Source organism: Micromonospora sp. NPDC049529, from assembly GCF_055586685.1.
In genome coordinates, this window is record NZ_JBVJHT010000018.1 from 58,108 (window position 1) to 75,917 (window position 17,810).

The 17,810-nt window shown below is 71.2% G+C and carries 17 protein-coding genes; 12 read left to right on the top strand and 5 right to left on the bottom strand.

Features of this window, described 5'->3' with window-relative positions:
• Nucleotides 1-55 precede the first annotated feature (55 nt).
• Genes ACZ6QQ_RS27965 through ACZ6QQ_RS27980 form a run of 4 tightly spaced genes read right to left on the bottom strand, consistent with a single transcriptional unit; the run spans nucleotide 56 to nucleotide 4,019 of the window.
• Complete coding sequence (locus ACZ6QQ_RS27965) at nucleotides 56-1,435, bottom strand: acetyl-CoA carboxylase biotin carboxylase subunit (RefSeq protein ID WP_465880325.1); 1,380 nt, start codon at nucleotides 1,433-1,435, stop codon at nucleotides 56-58.
• 18 nt (nucleotides 1,436-1,453) lie between these two features.
• Nucleotides 1,454-1,936, bottom strand: coding sequence for an acetyl-CoA carboxylase biotin carboxyl carrier protein (gene accB / locus ACZ6QQ_RS27970; protein ID WP_465880327.1), 483 nt, complete (start codon nucleotides 1,934-1,936; stop codon nucleotides 1,454-1,456).
• Complete coding sequence (locus tag ACZ6QQ_RS27975; RefSeq protein ID WP_465880329.1) at nucleotides 1,933-3,678, bottom strand: acetyl-CoA carboxylase carboxyltransferase subunit alpha; 1,746 nt, start codon at nucleotides 3,676-3,678, stop codon at nucleotides 1,933-1,935. Before ACZ6QQ_RS27975 ends, accB begins: the two co-directional genes overlap by 4 nt.
• Entirely contained in the window at nucleotides 3,675-4,019 is a 345-nt protein-coding gene (locus ACZ6QQ_RS27980; protein WP_465880330.1) for a TcmI family type II polyketide cyclase, read from the bottom strand. The genes ACZ6QQ_RS27975 and ACZ6QQ_RS27980 overlap by 4 nt, the downstream gene beginning before the upstream one ends.
• Nucleotides 4,020-4,549: 530 nt before the next feature.
• Here ACZ6QQ_RS27980 and ACZ6QQ_RS27985 point away from each other — a divergent pair.
• Nucleotides 4,550-5,383, top strand: coding sequence for an AfsR/SARP family transcriptional regulator (locus ACZ6QQ_RS27985; protein WP_465880443.1), 834 nt, complete (start codon nucleotides 4,550-4,552; stop codon nucleotides 5,381-5,383).
• A 16-nt stretch (nucleotides 5,384-5,399) separates the two neighbouring features.
• On the opposite strand, the gene ACZ6QQ_RS27990 is transcribed toward ACZ6QQ_RS27985, so the two are convergent.
• Nucleotides 5,400-7,478 carry a multicopper oxidase family protein gene (locus ACZ6QQ_RS27990; RefSeq protein ID WP_465880331.1) on the bottom strand — a complete coding sequence of 693 codons (2,079 nt, stop codon included), beginning with the start codon at nucleotides 7,476-7,478 and terminating at the stop codon, nucleotides 5,400-5,402.
• Nucleotides 7,479-7,802: 324 nt separating this feature from the next.
• Between ACZ6QQ_RS27990 and ACZ6QQ_RS27995 the strand changes: the two genes are divergently transcribed.
• The 11 genes from ACZ6QQ_RS27995 to ACZ6QQ_RS28045 all read left to right on the top strand — a co-directional run bounded on the left by ACZ6QQ_RS27995 (nucleotide 7,803) and on the right by ACZ6QQ_RS28045 (nucleotide 17,809).
• Nucleotides 7,803-8,555 carry an NUDIX hydrolase gene (locus tag ACZ6QQ_RS27995; RefSeq protein WP_465880333.1) on the top strand — a complete coding sequence of 251 codons (753 nt, stop codon included), beginning with the start codon at nucleotides 7,803-7,805 and terminating at the stop codon, nucleotides 8,553-8,555.
• Nucleotides 8,552-9,586, top strand: coding sequence for a serine/threonine-protein kinase (locus ACZ6QQ_RS28000; protein WP_465880334.1), 1,035 nt, complete (start codon nucleotides 8,552-8,554; stop codon nucleotides 9,584-9,586). Before ACZ6QQ_RS27995 ends, ACZ6QQ_RS28000 begins: the two co-directional genes overlap by 4 nt.
• 23 nt (nucleotides 9,587-9,609) lie before the next feature.
• Nucleotides 9,610-10,587, top strand: a complete 978-nt coding sequence (locus tag ACZ6QQ_RS28005) for a hypothetical protein (RefSeq protein ID WP_465880335.1) — start codon at nucleotides 9,610-9,612, stop codon at nucleotides 10,585-10,587.
• A 56-nt stretch (nucleotides 10,588-10,643) separates the two neighbouring features.
• Complete coding sequence (locus ACZ6QQ_RS28010; RefSeq protein WP_465880444.1) at nucleotides 10,644-11,915, top strand: adenylosuccinate synthetase; 1,272 nt, start codon at nucleotides 10,644-10,646, stop codon at nucleotides 11,913-11,915.
• Nucleotides 11,916-12,008: 93 nt separating this feature from the next.
• Nucleotides 12,009-12,323 (top strand): hypothetical protein, encoded by a 315-nt coding sequence (locus ACZ6QQ_RS28015; protein ID WP_465880337.1) that lies wholly within the window; start codon nucleotides 12,009-12,011, stop codon nucleotides 12,321-12,323.
• A 33-nt stretch (nucleotides 12,324-12,356) separates the two neighbouring features.
• Nucleotides 12,357-12,587: a hypothetical protein gene (locus ACZ6QQ_RS28020; RefSeq protein ID WP_465880338.1), complete on the top strand. Its 231-nt coding sequence runs from the start codon at nucleotides 12,357-12,359 to the stop codon at nucleotides 12,585-12,587.
• A 401-nt stretch (nucleotides 12,588-12,988) separates the two neighbouring features.
• Nucleotides 12,989-13,813 carry a phosphatase PAP2 family protein gene (locus ACZ6QQ_RS28025; RefSeq protein ID WP_465880339.1) on the top strand — a complete coding sequence of 275 codons (825 nt, stop codon included), beginning with the start codon at nucleotides 12,989-12,991 and terminating at the stop codon, nucleotides 13,811-13,813.
• A gap of 30 nt (nucleotides 13,814-13,843) precedes the next feature.
• Nucleotides 13,844-14,575, top strand: coding sequence for a phosphatase PAP2 family protein (locus ACZ6QQ_RS28030; RefSeq protein WP_465880340.1), 732 nt, complete (start codon nucleotides 13,844-13,846; stop codon nucleotides 14,573-14,575).
• Nucleotides 14,576-14,752: 177 nt separating this feature from the next.
• Nucleotides 14,753-15,781, top strand: a complete 1,029-nt coding sequence (locus ACZ6QQ_RS28035) for a hypothetical protein (RefSeq protein ID WP_465880341.1) — start codon at nucleotides 14,753-14,755, stop codon at nucleotides 15,779-15,781.
• Nucleotides 15,782-15,903: 122 nt separating this feature from the next.
• Nucleotides 15,904-16,713, top strand: a complete 810-nt coding sequence (locus ACZ6QQ_RS28040) for an ArsR/SmtB family transcription factor (RefSeq protein ID WP_465880342.1) — start codon at nucleotides 15,904-15,906, stop codon at nucleotides 16,711-16,713.
• 130 nt (nucleotides 16,714-16,843) lie between these two features.
• Nucleotides 16,844-17,809, top strand: a complete 966-nt coding sequence (locus ACZ6QQ_RS28045) for a helix-turn-helix domain-containing protein (protein ID WP_465880343.1) — start codon at nucleotides 16,844-16,846, stop codon at nucleotides 17,807-17,809.
• Nucleotide 17,810 lies beyond the last annotated feature (1 nt).

Sequence of the window (17,810 nt, forward strand, 5' to 3'; positions counted from 1 at the left end):
CTCGGGAAGTCGACATGTCGACGGCCGGACCCGGTCCGGTGTCGTTCGGGGTCGGTCAGGGGTGCGGCGGAGCGGTGGGTGCCGCTCGGTCGCGCAGCAGGCGGTCGACCAGGTCGGTGGAGTACCGGCCCTTGCGGAAGGCCGCGTCGTCGAGGACCCGCCGGATGAACGGGATGGTGGTGTGCACGCCGGGTCCGGCGATGTCGAACTCGTCCAGGGCACGTTCCATCCGGTCCAGCGCCTGGGTCCGCTCCGGTGCCCAGACCACGACCTTGGCCAGCAGCGAGTCGTAGTGCGGCCCGACCACGTATCCGGGCGCTCCGTGGGTGTCGACGCGGGTGAACGGGCCACCGGGCGGGTGGAACCGGTCCAGCCGGCCGGGGGTGGGCAGGAAGTCCCGGTCCGGGTTCTCCACGTTGACCCGGCACTCGATCGCGACGCCGCGCAACTGGACCTCGTCCTGCCGGATTCGCAGCGGTACGCCGCTGGCCAGGTACAACTGCTCGTGCACCAGGTCGACCCCGCTGATCATCTCGGTGACCGGGTGCTCCACCTGGATCCGACAGTTGATCTCCATGAAGTGGAACCGCTCCGCGTCGTCCACCAGGAACTCGACCGTGCCGGCACCGCTGTAACCGACGCTCGACGCGCCCCGCAGTCCGGCCGCCGCGATCGACTCCAGGGTGGCGGCCGAGAGCGCCGGGGCGGGGCCCTCCTCCACCAGCTTCTGGTGGCGGCGCTGCACCGAGCAGTCCCGCGTACCCAGGTGTACCCCGCCGCCGATGCCGTCGCAGAGCACCTGCACCTCGACGTGACGGGCCTGGGGCAGGTACCGCTCGACGTAGACACGGTCGTCGGCGAAGACGGCCCGCGCCACGGTCCGGGTGTGCGCGTACGCGCGGGCGAAGTCGGCGCCGGACCAGACCACGGTCATGCCCCGGCCACCACCGCCGGCGGCCACCTTGATGATCACCGGGTAGCCGATCTCGTCCGCGACCGCGCGGGCCTCCCCCACCGTGGCCAGCGTCTCGACGCTGCCGGGCAGCAGCGGCAGGCCCGCCTCGCGCATCAGCGCCCGGGCGCGGGACTTGTCACCGAGCGCGGCCATCACCTCGGGGCGCGGACCGACGAAGGTCAGCCCGTTGTCGGCACAGATCTCGGCGAAGTCGGGGTCCTCGGAGAGGAAGCCGTAGCCGGGGTGGATCGCCTCGGCGCCGGTCTGCCGGGCCGCCTCGATGATCGCGGCGGCGTTGAGGTAACTGTGCCGGCTCGCCGCCGGTCCGATGCAGACACTCTCGTCGGCGTACCGGACCACGGCCGAGTCACGGTCGGCGGTCGAGTGCACCGCGACCGTACGGATGCCGAGTTCCCGGCAGGCTCGGGCAACTCGCAGGGCGATCTCGCCCCGGTTGGCGATCAGCAGCTTTTCGAACATCGGACACCGTCCCGCGCGTCAGGCGGATACCAGGGCGATCAGCGGCTGGTTGAACTCCACCGGCTCGCCGTTGCCGACCAGCACCTCGGCGACCTTGCCGGCGTGCTCGGCCGTAATGTGGTTCATCAGTTTCATCGCCTCGACGATGCCGATCACCTGGCCCGGCTCGACCAGGTCGCCGACCTCGACGAAGGGTGCCGCCCCCGGCTCGGCCGCCCGGTAGAACGTGCCGACCATCGGTGCCACCACCCAGTCGGGCGACTCCCGGTCGGTCACCGCCGACCCTCCGGTCGAGGTGTTCGCCGCGTACGTCGCCGGACCGACCCGACCCGAGGCGTCCTCGACCGGTGCCGGCGCGCCGTGCCACTCGATTTCGAGGACCGCGCTGCCGCTGCGCATCCTGACCCGGCGCAGGGGCCCGGCCACCTCGGCCACCAGCCGGCTCGCCTGCTCGCGCAGTTGCGTCAGCAGATGCTCGTCGTCGGAGGGTTCGCCGGTCACCGGGGAACCACCGGTGGCAGGACCGGACGGCTGCCCGCGCCGAACCGGCGGAACCGCAGCCGGCGTTGGCGTACCAGGGTGTCGGCCGGCGACCGCAGCAGTGGCGGGAGCGTCTCGACGATGGCCCGGCGCAGCAGGTCGGCGGCGGCCACGGGATCGGTGTGCGCCCCGCGCGGCGGCTCCGGTACGACCCCGTCGACGATCCCCAGCCGGAGCAGGTCGGGCGCGGTGACCCGCAGTGCCCGCGCGGCCCGTGGGGTGGCGGTCGGGTCGTTCCAGAGGATCGCGGCGCACCCCTCCGGGCTGATCACCGAGTAGACCGCGTTCTGCAACATCAGCACCCGGTCGGCGACCCCCAGCGCGAGCGCGCCACCGCTGCCGCCCTCACCGGTGACCACCGCCACGACCGGGACCGGCAGGCCGGTCATGGCCAGGATGCTGTCCGCTATCGCGGCCGCCTGCCCCTGTTCCTCGGCCTCGATGCCCGGGTACGCGCCGGGGGTGTCGATCAGCGTCACGATCGGCAGTCCGAGGCGGACCGCGAGCCGCATCACCCGCTGCGCCTTGCGGTAGCCCGCCGGTGCCGGCATGCCGAAGTTGCGGGCCAGCAGGTCCTTGGTGTGGTGTCCCTTCTGATGCCCGACCACGACCAGGTGCTGGTCACCGAGCCGGGCGAGACCGGCCACGATCGCCGGGCAGTCGGCGCCGAGCCGGTCGCCGTGCAGTTCGGTGAAGCTGTCGAACGCGGTGGCCAGGTAGTCCAGGGTGGTCGGCCGGTCCAGGTGGCGGGCGGCCTGCACGGCCCGCCAGCCGTCCGGCTCGGCGAGCCGGTCCGGATCCCGGATCAGCACCGACGCCCCCGACCCGAGTTCCGCCGCCCCGGCGGCGTCGGCGCAGCCGGAGTGGTTGGCGCGGGCCGCGTCGCCGGACCGGGCGGCGTGGGCGGTGGCGAGCAGCGGCCGGAGGCGGGCGCGCAGGCCCCACCGTTCGACGACCATGTCGGCCTGCCCCTGCCGCAGCAGGAACTCGGCCGTCTGGAAGCTGTCCGGCAGCGGCTTGCGGATGGTCTGGTGGATCACCCGGGGCCCGGCGAAGCCCATCCGGGCGCCGCTCTCCACCACCAGCAGATCGGTGTTGGTGGCGAACGAGGCGGCGACGCCGCCGAAGGTCGGGTCGGTGATCAGGCTGATGGTGAGCAGTCCCGCCTCGCGCAGCGCGGCGATGGCCTGGCTGACCGTTGCCATCTGCATCAGCGACAGCACGCCCTCCTGCATCCGGGCGCCGCCGGAGGCAGTGACCAGGAGCAGGGGCAGGCCGCGGTCGAGGGCCCGCTCGGCGGCCCGGGTGATGAGTTCGCCGACCACGGTGCCGAGGCTGCCGCCGAGGAAGCGGAAGTCCATCACCGCGAGGACCAGCGGGTACCCGTCGATCCGGGCCTCGCCGCAGAGCACGGCCTCGGCGAGGCCGGTGTCCGCGCGGGCGGCGGCCAGCCGCTGCGGGTACGGCATCGAGTCGACGAATCCGATCGGGTCCACCGGGGCGACGTCGTCGGGCAGGGCGGCGAAGGTGCCCGGGTCGACCAGTTGCCGGATCCGGTCCGGCGCGGCCAGTCGTTGGTGGTCGCCGCATTCGGGGCAGACGTCGAGGTTGCGCCGCAGGCGTTTGCGGTAGAGCAGCGAGGAGCAGGATCGGCAGCGGGTCCAGAACTGGTCCGGGGCCGTCTCGGTGGTGGTCGCGGTCATCGTTCGCTCCCGGTCGCCGGGACCGAGGCGTCCCATCGGTAGAAGCAGCCGGCGACCGCGTCGCGCGGCGAGCGCCAGGTCGACAGGTACGGCGAGATGTGCGGCCGCAGCCGCTCGCTGATCCGGACGAACTCGGGGTGCCGGCTGGCCGACATCAGTCCGGCGGCCACCGGCTCCGCCGTTTCGAGCAGGTGCACGTAGAGGTCGTCGAGGCGGTACAGGGACCGGTGTCGTACGCCGACGATGCCCGGCAGTTCCGTCTCGTCGGATTCGCCGAAGATCCGGGCCACCTCCGACTCGGCGTCGGGCACGATTTTGGCGACGATCAGCGATCGATGCATCTGCGACCTCCCAACGGTCTGTGCCCCGGACCGGCTCGGATCTCCGTTCGGGACGTGATGTGGCGCGAAGTGCGATCGGACCAGCGGGGGTTTCCGGTCGCCGCCGCTGCGGAGGCGACGGCGCGTCCACAGAAACGCTGGTCACGATGCGCCAGGGACCGTCAACGGGATGTCACGCGGGAGCACCACCGGTGATCGGGTCCGGTGACGTTGCGGTGACGCCGGGGATGGCCCGCCCGGCGGCGGCCGGCCCGCGTACGGGGGTCGCACCGGGCCCAACGAGTCGGGACATCACCCAACGAGCCCCCGGCCTGTCTGGGCGCGCGGAAGTCAAAAGATCGTCCCGACGATTGACCGGGCATATGGGGGATTGCTACTCTTCGTCACACTTTCGGGGGCATGGGACAGTTCAACGACAGAGCCGTTGGCACCACGGTCATGCCCAGCCAGGCCGGGGCACCACTCCCGGTCAGCACGGTTCGGGACAAGGTTCCGGTGCAGGGGGTTCGACCATGACCTCTGACAGCAGCATGGCGCCCACCGTGCTCCGCCAACCGGTCCCCGGCGAGCACTCCGCGGCCGGGACCGTCCAACTCTTCCTGCTCGACGGCTTCCGCCTGCTGCACGCCGGTACACCCACGGTCGTACCACGGGGACTGCAACGGGTGGTCGCACTGATCGGGCTGCGGCCGGGCGCGACCCGTACGCAGCTGGCCGGGCTGCTCTGGCCGGACACGCCGGAGGAACGCGCCCTGTCCCGGCTGCGTACGGCACTGTGGCGGCTGCGCCGCAACGGCAGTTGCCCGGTGCTCACCTCCGGTGGCGCGGTACGCCTCGACGCCCGGGTCGAGGTGGACGTGGACGACCTGGTCCGCGCCGCCGCCCGGGTACGCGAGGGCACCGACCCGCGCCGGGTCGAGCGGGTGCTCGCCGCCGGCCGGCACGACCTGCTGCCCGGCTGGTACGACGACTGGGTGCTGGTCGAGCGGGAACGGCTGCGGCAGTTGCGCCTGCACACGCTGGAGCAGATCGCGCGGGCGCACCTGCGGGCCGGTCAGCACGGTGAGGCGTTGCAGGCGGCCCTGGAGGCGATGCGGGCCGAACCGCTGCGGGAGACCCCGCACCGGCTGATCGTCCAGGTGCACCTCGCCGAGGGGAACGCGTACGAGGCGCTGCACGCGTTCTACGCGTACCGCCAGCTGATCCTCAGTGAACTCCAGTTGGAACCGTCGCTGGCGATGCGGGCCCTGCTCGACGACATTCTCGCCCCGCTCGGCGGCCCGACGCCGAGAACGACGTCGGGCCGCGATCCGTACTCCTCGAAACCTCCACCGCCGCCGGCGCCGCGCGGCCCCCGGCACTGACCTCGGCGGTGGCCGCTCAGGCCGACGCTTGCGGGTCGGCGGTGCGGCGGGTCAGTACGACCCCGGCGGCGGCCGCTGCCGCCAGCATGGTCAGCCCGGCCGCGGCCAGCACGGGATCGGCGCCGTCCCGGCCGCCGTCGCCGGTGTGCGCGCCGCCCTCGGGTGCCTGTCCGACGAGGAACGGGAGCATCATCTCGTTGTCCTCGTGTTCCAGGATGTGACAGTGCCAGACGTACCGGCCGGGCAGGTCGAACTTCACCTTGACCCGGGTGAGCTGGCCGGGCAGCGCCACGACGGTGTCCTTGAAGCCGGACTCCGACGCCTCCGGCGGGGTCTGCCCGTCCGGGCCCCGGCCGAGGACCTGGAACTGGACCTGGTGGATGTGGACCGGGTGGGCGTGCGGGGTGAAGTTGCGGAACTCCCAGATCTCGGTGGCACCCAGGCTCGGGTTGTCCCGGATCGGCTCGTGCCAGCGCAACGGCACCCGCTTGCCGTTCGCGTCGATCACGCCGGCCAGGTGGGCGATCGGGCCGGCGGCCGGTGTCACGGTGGAGTTCTGCACGTTGAGCGAGAGTCGCCGGGTGCCGGTCTCCCTGCCCAGCGGGGTGAAGGCCGGCAGTTCCAACTGCTCCGGGGGCAGGCTGTCGTCGGGCGCGACGAGCGAGCCGACGAGGAATTTCAGCACCTGTCCGGTGGTGGCCGGGTTGGCGGGCTCGAAGTCGGTGCCGGGTGTGCCGCCGCGGAACTCGTGGTCCGGTCCCTCGTTGATCAGGTACAGCGCGGTCCCCTCGGCGATGCCGGTGAAGTCGACCACCACGTCGACCCGCTCGGCGTTGCCGATGACCAGGTGCTCCTGTCGGACCGGCGTCGGCAGGAAGCCGCCGTCGGAGCCGATCTGCCAGAACGGTACGGCGGTGGCGGCCGGCCGGGCGGTCGCGTCGCCGGCGATCCGCAGGACGAGGAAGCGCGAGTTGCAGGCGTTGAGCAGGCGGAACCGGTAGCGGCGCGGTTCGACCTTGAGCACCGGCCAGGTGCCGCCGTTGACCACGATGGTATCGGCGAAGAACGTCTGGTTGAAGAACGGCGAGACGTCACTGTCCGGGATGTACGGCCCGTCGAAGCCGTCGATCGCCGCCGCGCTCGGGTACGACAGTGACCCGTCGGCGTCAAACGACCGGTCCTGGATGATCAGGGGCAGTTCGTAGTAGCGGCTGCCCGGCGGGTCGTTCAAGGCCGGTGCCGGGCCGGGCAGCATCCCGGGGGCCACGTCGGCGGGGCCGCCGCGCAGCAGGTAGAGCCCGATCGGCCCGGCGTAGACGTTCAGCCGGATCAGGCCGAGGGTGTGGTCGTGGTACCAGAGCGTCGTGGCCCGCTGGTCGTTCGGGTACTGGAAGGTGGCCGTCCCGGTCTTCCAGGCCACCCCGTGCTGGCGGGCGAAGGTCTCGCGGAATTCGTCGTAGAACCTGCCGACGGGGGCGAAGCCGTCGGGGATGTTCCTGGCCGCCGGGAGGTACCACGCCTCGGGGTAGCCGTCGTTCTCCGTGGTGGTGTGTGCGCCGTGCAGGTGGGTGACTATCGGGACCGGCCCGGTGTAGGGCTCGGGCGCCGAGGTGAAGGTGGGTTGGCGGTCCCGGTGGTCGATGCCGCCGCCGGGGTTGGCCCAGTGCAGGGTGGGGTCGACGGTGAACAGGTGCGGCAGGAAGTTGCCCGACTCGTCGACCAGTTCGTTGGCCCAGGTGATCCGGACCGGGCGGCCCACTTTGGCCTCGATCGTGTACGCCGGGTAGCTGAACGTGTTGCCGTGGCTCGGTGAGCCGTAGCTCCAGACCGTCGTCTTCGGGTAGCCCGGCGGCAGCACCTGCTGCGGGAACTGCCGGACCGCGATCGAGTATTCGTCGAGGGCCTGCTTTCCGTCGGTGGCCAGTGGTGGCATCACCGGCGGGATCACCAGGTCGGTGACGTACTTGGGGATGGTCGACGGGTCGAGCGCGTCCGCGGAGCGACCGCTCGCGCTCGTCGAGCGGCTCGTCGCCGGGATCATCAGTGCGGCACCACCCGCGGCACCGGCCGCGAGCAGTTGCCTTCGTGCAACCATGAGCCTTTCCACCTTCCGCCACTTCTTCGACGCGTTTGGACGGCATCAGCCCACCCACAGCCAATGTCCGACTTGTACGAATCTTCCGGTTGACGCTAACCGAAGAAGACTCGCGGTTCGCCATCTATCGGCGGATTCACCCCGAAGACGGAATATGCGGAGATCCCGCCTGACCAAGCCACAAAAGCCCTCGACCAAACACCCCTGACAGCCCGTCGGGCACCAAAACCCGGCATCACACCGGTTGACCGGGGCCACCTCCCGGGTTAGGTTGTTCTCGGAGCGAGAAAGACTCAGCTTGAGAATGATAGGACGTGGGCGATCATGACCACCGAGCAGGAATTCCTCGACAACTACGACCCGCGCGCCTTCCCGGCGCTGGCCGTCACCGTCGACGTGGTCGCCCTGACCATCCGCGCCGGCGGACTGCACGTCCTGCTGGTCACCCGGGGCGTCCCGCCGTACGCCGGGCACCACGCCCTGCCCGGCGGATTCGTCCGCGACGAACCGCTGGAAGCGGCGGCCGTCCGGGAGCTCGCCGAGGAGACCGGCCTGCGCCCCGGCGAGGGCGAACTGGCCCGACTGCACCTGGAACAGCTGGCCAGCTACGGCGACCCCGACCGGGACCCGAGAATGCGGGTCGTCTCCGTCGCCTACCTCGCGTTCGCACCCAGCCTGCCCGACCCGCAGGCCGGCTCCGACGCGGCCGGCGCGGCCTGGGTGCCGGTCGAGGCGGCCGGCGCACTCGCGTTCGACCACAGCGCGATCCTCGCCGCCGGACTGGAACGGGCACGGTCCAAACTGGAGTACACCCCGCTGGCCACCGCCTTCCTCGGCGACCGGTTCACCATCGGCGAGCTGCGCGCGGTCTACACCTCGGTCTGGGGCGAGGAACTGCACGCCGGAAACTTCCACCGCAAGGTGCTGTCGGTGCCCGGCTTCGTGGAGAGCACCGGTGAGACCACCAACCGGGGCGGCGAACGCGGCGGTCCCCGAGCCCGCCTCTACCGGGCCGGCGACGCCAGACAACTGCACCCGCCGCTGCTGCGCCCGTCCCGCGAGGACGGTGTGCGATGACCCCCGCCGGAGGCGGCGCGCCGATGACCTTCGCCGGAGCCGTCGCACTGGTCGACGCCGCCCGTACGCCCGGTGACCTGTTCGGCGGGGACGACCCTGCGGCGACGTACCGGAAACTCGCCCGGTTGCTGCACCCGGACGCCGCACCGGACCGGCGGACGGCGACCGCGACGGCCGCCTTCGCCCGACTCTCCAGCCTCTGGGCGACCCACCAGGGGCGAGGGAGCGCGACCCTCACCACCAAGCGGCACCGTTACACCCTCGGCAGCCGGTTCGCCACCGGTGACCTGGCCAACCTCTACCGGGTCCGCTACGACGGGCGGGAGGGCCTGCTCAAACTGCCCCGGCAACCGGCCGCCAACGACCTGCTCGACCGGGAGGCGACCGCACTGGTCACGCTGCGCCGCGACGGCGACCCGCGACACCGCGCCTACGCGCCGGAGCTGGTCGAAAGCTTCCGGCACGAGGACCCGGCCACCGGCGTACGCCGCACCGCGAACGTGCTGACCCACTCCCCCGGACTGGTCCCGCTGACCGAGGTCGCGCGGTCCCACCCGGACGGACTCGACCCGCGTGACGTCGCCTGGATCTGGCGGCGTCTGCTGGTCGCCCTCGGCTGGGCGCACCGGGCCGGGGTGGTGCACGGCGCGGTGCTGCCCGAGCACGTGCTGATCGAACCGGACCAGCACGGGGTGGTCCTGGTCGACTGGTGCTACTCGGTCACCGCCGAGGGCGGCTCGGTGCCGGCCCTGGTCGCCCGCTACCGCGACTGGTACCCGCCGGAGGTGGCCAGGCGGGGACCGGCCACCCCGGCCACCGACATCCACCTGGCCAGCGGCTGCATGCACTGGCTGATGGGGACGAAGGCGAACACCGCCCTGTCCCGCTTCGTGCACGGCTGCACCCACCCCAGCCCGCGCCGACGCCCACAGGACGCCTGGCAACTGCTGGCCGAACTCGACGAACTGCTGGACAAGCTCTACGGCCCGCGCCGGTTCCGGCGCCTGGCCCTCTCGACGACAACCATCTGACACATCGGAGAAGGAGAAAGATCATGGGAAGTGGACGCTGGTCAACCGACGTGTACGGCGCCGCCGCCAGCTACCGCGCGGCCACCGGACGCAGCGCGTTCGCGTACAGCGACAGTGGGGCGCGCAAGGTGCACGAGCGGCTCGACCCGCGCGGGGTGGACGTACGGGAGAGCCGCGACAGCGACGAGCACCCCCGGTCGACCCCGATCGCGGTGCTCTTCGACGTGACCGGCTCGATGGGCAACGTGCCCCGGACGCTCCAGAGCAAGCTGCCGGAACTGTTCGGCCTGCTGCTGCGCAAGGGCTACGCCACCGATCCGCAGATCATGTTCGGTGCGATCGGTGACGCCACCTGCGACCGGGTGCCGTTGCAGATCGGGCAGTTCGAGTCGGACAACCGGATGGACGACGACCTCGGCAGTATCGTGCTGGAGGGCGGCGGTGGCGGGCAGCGCACCGAGTCGTACGAGCTGGCGATGTACTTCATGGCCCGGCACACCAGCATGGACAGTGTCGAGCGGCGCGGTCGGCGCGGTTACCTGTTCCTGATCGGCGACGAGCTGCCCTACCCGCAGGTGAAGCCGGCCGAGGTGCGGCGGTGGATCGGTGACGAACTGGCCGAGCCGATCTCGGTCGCGGCGATCGTGGCCGAGCTGCGCCAGCGCTTCGAGGTCTACTACATCCTGCCCAGCGGGGCGAGCTACGCCGGTGACCCGGAGATCCTCGGCCACTGGCGCCGGCTGCTCGGCCAGCACGTCATCGAACTCGACGACCTCGACGCGGTCTGCGAGACGATCGCGCTCACCGTCGGGCTCGGCGAGGAGGCGATCGACCTGGCCGAGGGACTGACCGACCTGGAGGACATCGGCTCGACCGCCACCGGCACCGTCGGCAAGGCGCTGGCCACCATCGGGTCGAGCCGTGGCACGGCGGTCCGGACCGACCTCGCCACCGCCGGCCTGGACACCGACGGGCCGGACGACGGACTGATCCGGCTGTGACCCGGCCCGCCCCGACCCGGCCGGCTCTGACCCGGCCGGCTCTGACCCGGCCGCCTCTGAGCGGCGACGGTCGGCACACCGTCGTGGTCGACCTCGGTTACGGCGATGCTGGCAAGGGGACCGTGGTCGACCTGATCTGCGCCGACGGGCCGGTCGGCGCGGTGATCCGGTTCAACGGGGGCGCGCAGGCGGCGCACAACGTGGTGGCGCCGGACGGGCGCCACCACACCTTCGCCCAGTTCGGGTCGGGCACCCTGCACGGGGTGCCCACCCACCTGTCCCGTTTCGTGGTGGTCGACCCGCTCGCCCTGGCCGCCGAGGCGGAACAGCTCAACGCACTCGGCGTACCGGACCCGTTCGGGCTGCTCACGATCGATGCCGAGGCGCTGCTCAGCACACCGTGGCACGCCGCCGCGAACCGGCTGCGCGAGCTGGGTCGGGGCGCCGGCCGGCACGGCTCCTGCGGAATGGGGGTCGGCGAAACCATGGCGTACGCGCTGCGCCACGCCGACGCGCCCCGGGCCGGGGACGCGCTCGACCCGACCCGACTGCGGCACCGACTGGCGGCCGTACGCGACCGGCTCACCGACGAACTGGGCGACCTGGGCGGCCCACCGCTGGACGAGGTGGTGTCGGTGTTCCTGGCGTTCGGCTCGATCGTGTCGATAGTGGACGGTGGGGCGGTCCGCCGGGCGATGCTGGACGCGGGACGGTGCGTGTTCGAGGGGGCGCAGGGGGTGCTGCTGGACGAGTGGTTCGGCTGGCACCCGTACACGACCTGGTCCACCACCACGTTCGCCAACGCGGAGACACTGCTCGCCGAGGCGGGGCACGAGGCGCTGCGGTTGGGGGTGGTCCGGACCTACACCACCCGGCACGGTGCCGGTCCGCTGGTCACCGAGGACGCGACGTTGACCGCCGCCCTGCCGGACCGGCACAACGGCACCGGTCGCTGGCAGGGCCCGTTCCGGGTGGGGCACTTCGACGCGGTCGCCCACCGCTACGCGGTCGAGGTCGCCGGTGGTGTCGACGCGCTCGCCATCACCCACCTGGACGCCCCGGACCGGGCACCGGAGCTGGCGATCTGCCCCGAATACGTGCTCGACTCCGGGGCGAGGCTGGATCGGCTGGTGCCGGGCCGGCGCGGCGACCTCGCGTACCAGGAACGGCTGACCGCCCTGCTCGGCCGCGCCCGCCCGGCGCGGCTCGACCGGCCCGCACACCGGGCGTCCGCGATCGGCGCACTGCTCGACGCCCCCGTCCTGATCGAGTCGTACGGACCCAGCGTCACCGACAAACGTGTACTGGGCGGTGCGCTGGCCGCCTGATCGGGCCGTTGTTCGGCTGTTCGGCCACCTTGTCAAGGGTCGAGGTCCGGATAGACGATGGTCGTAGCAGCGCCACGAGTCGAGGAGGCCGCGATGGCACAGGTCATTCACCACCCACGGGTGGCATGGGACACGGCTCGGGTCTTCGTGGCCGCCGCCGAGACCGACGAGGTGTTCGGCTGGCTCAGCGGCGAGGTCGCCACGATCCTCGGCCCGGAGCACCGACGGGAGCTGACCGACACCCGCACCCGGTTGCAGTGGCCGACGCAGGCGAACGCCGAGGCGGTCGAGGCCGGCCGCTGGCGGGCCCGGCTCCAGGACGCCCTGGACATCCACCCAGAGGCAGCCGAACCCCTGCGGGAACTCGCCTCCGCCACCACCGCCCGGCTGCGCGGCCGCGCCGCCTGAGCAGGCATCCGACCGGTCCCCGGAAGAAGACAGGTGTACGGAGCAGGAAGACGGCTGAAGCTCCTGTTCACCACCAAACTCGGCTGGTTCGTACTGGCCATCGTCGGCGTGGTGGGTTTCGTAGACGTGGAGTACATCCCCGGTTATTTCCCGTTCTCCACCATCTTTGCCCAGTTGATGGGGGCCTACTTCATCATCTCGCTTCCACCGGACTCGCAGGAGCTGGACGCGGACGAGAGCGCCGACCCGCCCACCCAGGGTTAGCGACGGGGCACCTCTGGCGAGCGTCGCTATCCGAGGTAGGGGCTGTCCCCGTGCTGTGCGTGATGGTGTAGGCGACGTCGGACCGTGTCATGAATGGGCGCGATGCTGCGGATCGAGGCGGTGCATCGGTTCCGTCCGGCCGATGGTCCGCGATGGTCGCTCCGGCGACCAGACCCAGATTCTCGTCCGCGCCGCCCGGCTACCGCCTCCTACGGCAGCCTGTGACTGCTCATCAGCGAGCGATCCGACCAGGGCAGACAGCGGAAGGGAAGCGGAATCCATGGGTACGACGCAGACGTACGGGCGGCAGCCGTGAGCGCGCGTGGATCAAGAGGCGTACCGGGAGGGGGTTCGGGCTCTGGGTGCGCATGGTTGGGGGGTTGGCGGGGTAGGGCTGGTCCATGCGTTCACCACAACCACGGACAGATGAACATTCGACCAACACCAGTTGGTGGGCGCGGCGACTCGATCCGGACCGGTCGCTGGGTCTGCGACTGACCCTCGCCGCCGTCGCGGCGATGCTCGTACTGGTGCCGTTCTCGGTGCTCTCGCTGTTGGTGATCTCGGCTTGGTGGCCGCTGCGGAAGGTGGACGAGGGACTGGCCGAGTCGCTGCACGCCGAGGCGGTGGCGCATCCGGGCTGGGCGTCGGCAACGCAGGTGTGGACCGATCTCTTCGGGCCGGGGCCGTTGCGGGTGGTGGTGCTGGCCGTGGTGCTCTGGCTGTGGTGGCGGGGCGCGCGGCGGGTGGCGCTCTGGGCGGTCACGACGATGGTGGCCGGTGGTGTGCTTGGCGCCTCGCTCAAGCTGCTCTTCGGCCGGGGACGCCCCGAACTGCTCGACCCGGTTTCGCACGCGCCCGGCTACGCCTTCCCGTCCGGGCACGCGCTCACGGCGGCGCTGACCGCGGGCGTACTCGTGCTGGTTTTCCTGCCGTTCGTCGGTGAGATCGGTGATGCCCGGCGGCGGCGCACGGCCCGGTGGGGGCTGTGGGCCGCCGCCGGAGTGGTCACGGTGCTGACCGGCCTGAGCCGGATCGCGCTCGGCGTGCACTGGCTCAGCGACGTGCTCGGCGGCTGGGTGCTCGGCGTCGCCGTGGTGGCGGCGACCAGTGCCGTGTTCGCCACCTGGCGTGGTGGTGACCGGGCCGGACGCCGCCGCACCGCCCCGCTGCATGATGGTGTGGTCGAGCAGACCGAGCCGGTGCCCGCCGACCGACAGGCGTAGGCGCGGTCGGGACCGGGTAGCTGAGGGGCCATGTCAATCGCAGCGGTTACACACGTGCTCCGGCAGGTCACCATCCGTCTCCTGCTGCCGGTGGCCGTCCTCTACGCCGTCATGGTCGGCCTGGGACTGCTGGTCACGAAGGTGCTGTACGACGACTGGCCGCTCACCGTCGAGGACACCGTCAACCGCCAGTTGGAGGCGGAGCGCAGCGGTCCCGCGAACGCCGTGTCGCTGGTGTTCAGCACGATCGCCAGCACACCGGCGATCGTCGCGGTCACCGCCGTGGTGGCGTGCGTCCTGGCGGTGACGCTGCGCCGCTGGCGGGAGCCGGTGTTCCTGGTCTGCGCGGTGACCGCGCAGGCGCTGGTCTTCCTCTTCACCACGCTGGCGATCGACCGGCCGAGGCCGGCGGTCGAGCATATGGACGTGTCGCCGCCGACCTCCAGCTTCCCGTCCGGGCACACGTCGGCGGCGATCGCGCTCTACTGTGGGCTGGCGCTGTTGCTGGCCCTGCGGGCCCGGCGTAGGTCGACCAAGATTGCCTGGTGGTCGTTGCTGGTGGTGATCCCGCTCGGCGTGGCGCTGACCCGGATGTACCGGGGCATGCACCATCCGAGTGACCTGGTCGGTTCGTTGGTCAACGCGGGCACCTGCGTGGTCATCATGGCGCGCGGCTTCCTCGACCGGACGGTCCGCTGGGGCCGGGAACACCTACCCGGCGGGCACCCCGTCCGCAGGCGCCAGACCGCTTCGGCCGGGTGAGCGGGGCGCCTGTCGGCCCAGCCCTCTGCTCGGGGGTCGGCGCAACGGTGGCATCGGACGGCGTACGACTGCCGGTCCCATCTGTCGCGTCTGTCCGTTGTAGGCTTCCGGCCGCGCGGAGTTGATCCCGAGAGAGGGCTGACGTTGCTCGCTAATCTGCTACCCGGTTTCAGAGAGGTGCGCGCACCACTGATAGCGGGTTACGTCTGGGTACTGGCGGTCTGGATCGCCGTGGGCGAGGACATCCTCGAACTCCAGCCGTACCCACCCGCGTTGGAGAGCCTGATCCAGCTCGGGAACTGGCTCGGCAAGACGGTCCTGCTCGGTGCGGTCAGCGTCTTCGCGTACATCATCGGGATCATCTCGAACACCACGAACAGGCTGCTGGAACCCCGGCTCCTGGCGACCGGCTGGGACCACCGGAAGGTTGTCACCCTGGCCCGGGGCAGCGCCCTGAGACGGCTCGACTCCAGCACCCGCTGCCCCGGTCCCCGATCCGTCAGTCGACCGCTGTTCGACATGATCCGCAGACGGGCGATCGAGCACTACTCCACCGCCCTCGACTATCGCGACCACTGCCACCAGATGATCGACAAGGCCCGGCAGACCCTGCCCGTACGGCACCCCGGCCGGCCGGTGCTGGTGCCGGCGACCATCACGACCGCCGACCTCGCCTCGTCGTATCCGGGGCTCGACCACGTGATCGCGGAGTCGATGTTCGATGTCGAGCGCAAGGTCGCGCGGGTGTTGAAGGACCTGGAGCCGACGGTGGAGCGACTGATCGGTGCCGAGCCGGAGCTGCACGGTGAGTTCGACCGGTGGATCGCCGAAGCCCAGTTCCGCATCTCGTTGTTCGTACCGACCTGTGCGCTGGTCGGGATCCTGGGCTGGCGCTTCTCCTGGCTCTACCTGCTCGGCCTGGTCGCCCCGGTCGCCCTGCTCCTGGTCGGGCGGCGCGAGCTGGTCAACGCGTACGCGAAAATCGCGATCTGGCTCTCGGCTGGCCGGGTGACATCGCCGGTCCTCGACGAGATCATGGCCCAGGTCGAGCAGCACGACCCGCTGGCGGAGTCCTCTCCGGGGGCAGACCGTTTCGTGTTGCGCAACCTTCTCGGGCCCGAGCCGTTCGGGGTGAATCCCCTCGCCCGGCTCAGGGCGCTGCTGCCCCGCACCCGGCGCGCCCAGTACGGCTACGAGTTCGACTGAGTCCATGATCGGCACGCTGACCAGGCCCGGTCTTTGACATGCAGCCTTTTGGCTGCCTATGCTTCCGACACCTTCTTCGTGCAGCCGAACGGCTGCATGTCCGAACGACGCCGAGGTGGTGGATGGACGAGGTGTTCAAGGCGCTGGCCGACGCCAGTCGTCGCCGGCTGCTCGACAGCCTGAACGCCCGCAACGGCCAGAGCCTGCGTGAACTCTGCGCCGGCCTGGACATGGCCCGGCAGTCCGTCAGCAAGCACCTGGCGGTGTTGGAGGCGGCCAACCTGGTGACCCCGGTGTGGCGCGGCCGGGAAAAGCTGCACTACCTGAACGCCGCCCCGATCGACGCGATCGGCGAACGCTGGATCAGCCGGTACCACCGCGACCGGGTGCACGTGCTCGCCGATCTGAAGAGAGCACTGGAAGAGGAACCCATGAGCGACCTGGAATTCGTCTACACCAACTACATCAACACGACGCCGGAACGGCTCTGGCAGGCGCTGACCGACCCGACCTTCACCCGGCGCTACTGGGGTGTCGTCTTCGAGTCCGACTGGCAGGTCGGGTCGACCATGGTCTGGGAGGAGAGCGGCGTACGGATGGCCGACCACGCCCAGGTCGTACTGGAGTCGGACCCGTACCGTCGGCTGTCGTACACCTGGCACACCGTGACGCCGGAGTTCGCCGCCGCCCACAACATGGATGACAACCTGCTGGCCAAGATGGCCGCGGAACCCCGGTCGAAGGTCACCTTCGAGATCGAACCGCTCGGCTCGATGGTCAGGCTGACCGTCACACACGACGGCTTCGAGCCCGGCAGCACCATCCGCGAGGGAGTCCGGCACGGCTGGCCGGAACTGCTCTCCAGCCTGAAGAGCCTGCTGGAGACCGGCGAGCCGCTGCCCGCCTCGGAACCGGCCACCCAACCGGCCTGACCGGGACCAGGGCTGGGAGCTGTTCGACCGGTACGTGAGCTGAACCCACCTGCTTGACGTAATCCTGGGAGCGCTCCAAGATCGATCAAGGTCCACCCGCCCGGTGGACCATCGATCGGGGTGGTGGCAGATGCTGGCGGCGTTCGGGCTGACCGAGCTGGCGGAGCGGATCTACCTGGACCTGGTGTCCGGCCGACCCGGCACCGCCGAGGAGCTGGCCGGGCGGCTGGCCGTCGGCGTCAGCGAGGTGACCGGGGCGTTGCGGACCCTGGAGCAACCCGGCCTCGTGCACACCGTCGACGGACGGGCCGAGGCGACCTCACCGGACCTGGCCATCGACTCGCTGGTCATGCAGCGGATGCGCGAGCTCCAGGAGGCGCGGATCGGGCTGCGGGACTGGTTGCAGCGGCAGCGCGCCGCCGAGCCGATCGACCAGGGTGTGCACATGGTGGTCGGTGGGGCGGCGATCGGGCGTACGTTCGACCAGTTCCTGCGCGGCGCGCAGGAGGAGGTGCTGGGCTTCGACCGGCCGCCGTACACGGCCGAGTTCCACGACAACCCGACCGAGCACGAACTGCTCGGTCGGGGCGTACGGTTCCGGGTGGTCTACGACCGGCGGGCGCTGGAACGGCCCGACGCCAGCTCGCACATCGGCGGCCTGGTCGCCGCCGGTGAACAGGCGCGGGTCGCGCTCGACGTGCCGGGCAAGCTCGCCGTCGCCGACCGGCGGGTGGCGCTGCTCTCGTTCCCCGGCCGGACCGGGACGATCGAACCGTGGGCGCTGGTGGTACGCGGCGCCGCCTGGGTCGAGGTGCTGGTGGCGCTCTTCACCGAGGTGTGGGACCGGGCGACCCCGCTGCGGCTGGCGCCGGCCGCCGACGCGCTCGACGACGTGGACCGGTGGAGCATGCCCACCGCCACCGATCGGCAGATCCTGTCCCTGCTGATGACCGGGCTGCCGGACAAGGCGGTCGCCTCGCAGCTCGGCATGTCCCTACGTACGGTGCAGCGCCGGTTGCGCCAGCTGATGGACGTCACCGGCAGCGCCACCCGGATGCAGCTCGGCTGGTACGTCGCCCGCAACGACTGGTTGTGAA

Coding starts and splice junctions, on each gene's coding strand:
- ACZ6QQ_RS28045 (WP_465880343.1), top strand. CDS start 16,844: ATGCTGGCGGCGTTCGGGCTGACCGAGCTGGCGGAGCGGATCTACCTG.
- ACZ6QQ_RS27995 (WP_465880333.1), top strand. CDS start 7,803: ATGACCACCGAGCAGGAATTCCTCGACAACTACGACCCGCGCGCCTTC.
- ACZ6QQ_RS28025 (WP_465880339.1), top strand. CDS start 12,989: ATGCGTTCACCACAACCACGGACAGATGAACATTCGACCAACACCAGT.
- ACZ6QQ_RS27985 (WP_465880443.1), top strand. CDS start 4,550: ATGGCGCCCACCGTGCTCCGCCAACCGGTCCCCGGCGAGCACTCCGCG.
- ACZ6QQ_RS28005 (WP_465880335.1), top strand. CDS start 9,610: ATGGGAAGTGGACGCTGGTCAACCGACGTGTACGGCGCCGCCGCCAGC.
- ACZ6QQ_RS27965 (WP_465880325.1), bottom strand. CDS start 1,435: ATGTTCGAAAAGCTGCTGATCGCCAACCGGGGCGAGATCGCCCTGCGA.
- ACZ6QQ_RS28000 (WP_465880334.1), top strand. CDS start 8,552: ATGACCCCCGCCGGAGGCGGCGCGCCGATGACCTTCGCCGGAGCCGTC.
- ACZ6QQ_RS27975 (WP_465880329.1), bottom strand. CDS start 3,678: ATGACCGCGACCACCACCGAGACGGCCCCGGACCAGTTCTGGACCCGC.
- ACZ6QQ_RS28040 (WP_465880342.1), top strand. CDS start 15,904: ATGGACGAGGTGTTCAAGGCGCTGGCCGACGCCAGTCGTCGCCGGCTG.
- ACZ6QQ_RS27990 (WP_465880331.1), bottom strand. CDS start 7,478: ATGGTTGCACGAAGGCAACTGCTCGCGGCCGGTGCCGCGGGTGGTGCC.
- ACZ6QQ_RS28015 (WP_465880337.1), top strand. CDS start 12,009: ATGGCACAGGTCATTCACCACCCACGGGTGGCATGGGACACGGCTCGG.
- ACZ6QQ_RS27980 (WP_465880330.1), bottom strand. CDS start 4,019: ATGCATCGATCGCTGATCGTCGCCAAAATCGTGCCCGACGCCGAGTCG.
- ACZ6QQ_RS28030 (WP_465880340.1), top strand. CDS start 13,844: ATGTCAATCGCAGCGGTTACACACGTGCTCCGGCAGGTCACCATCCGT.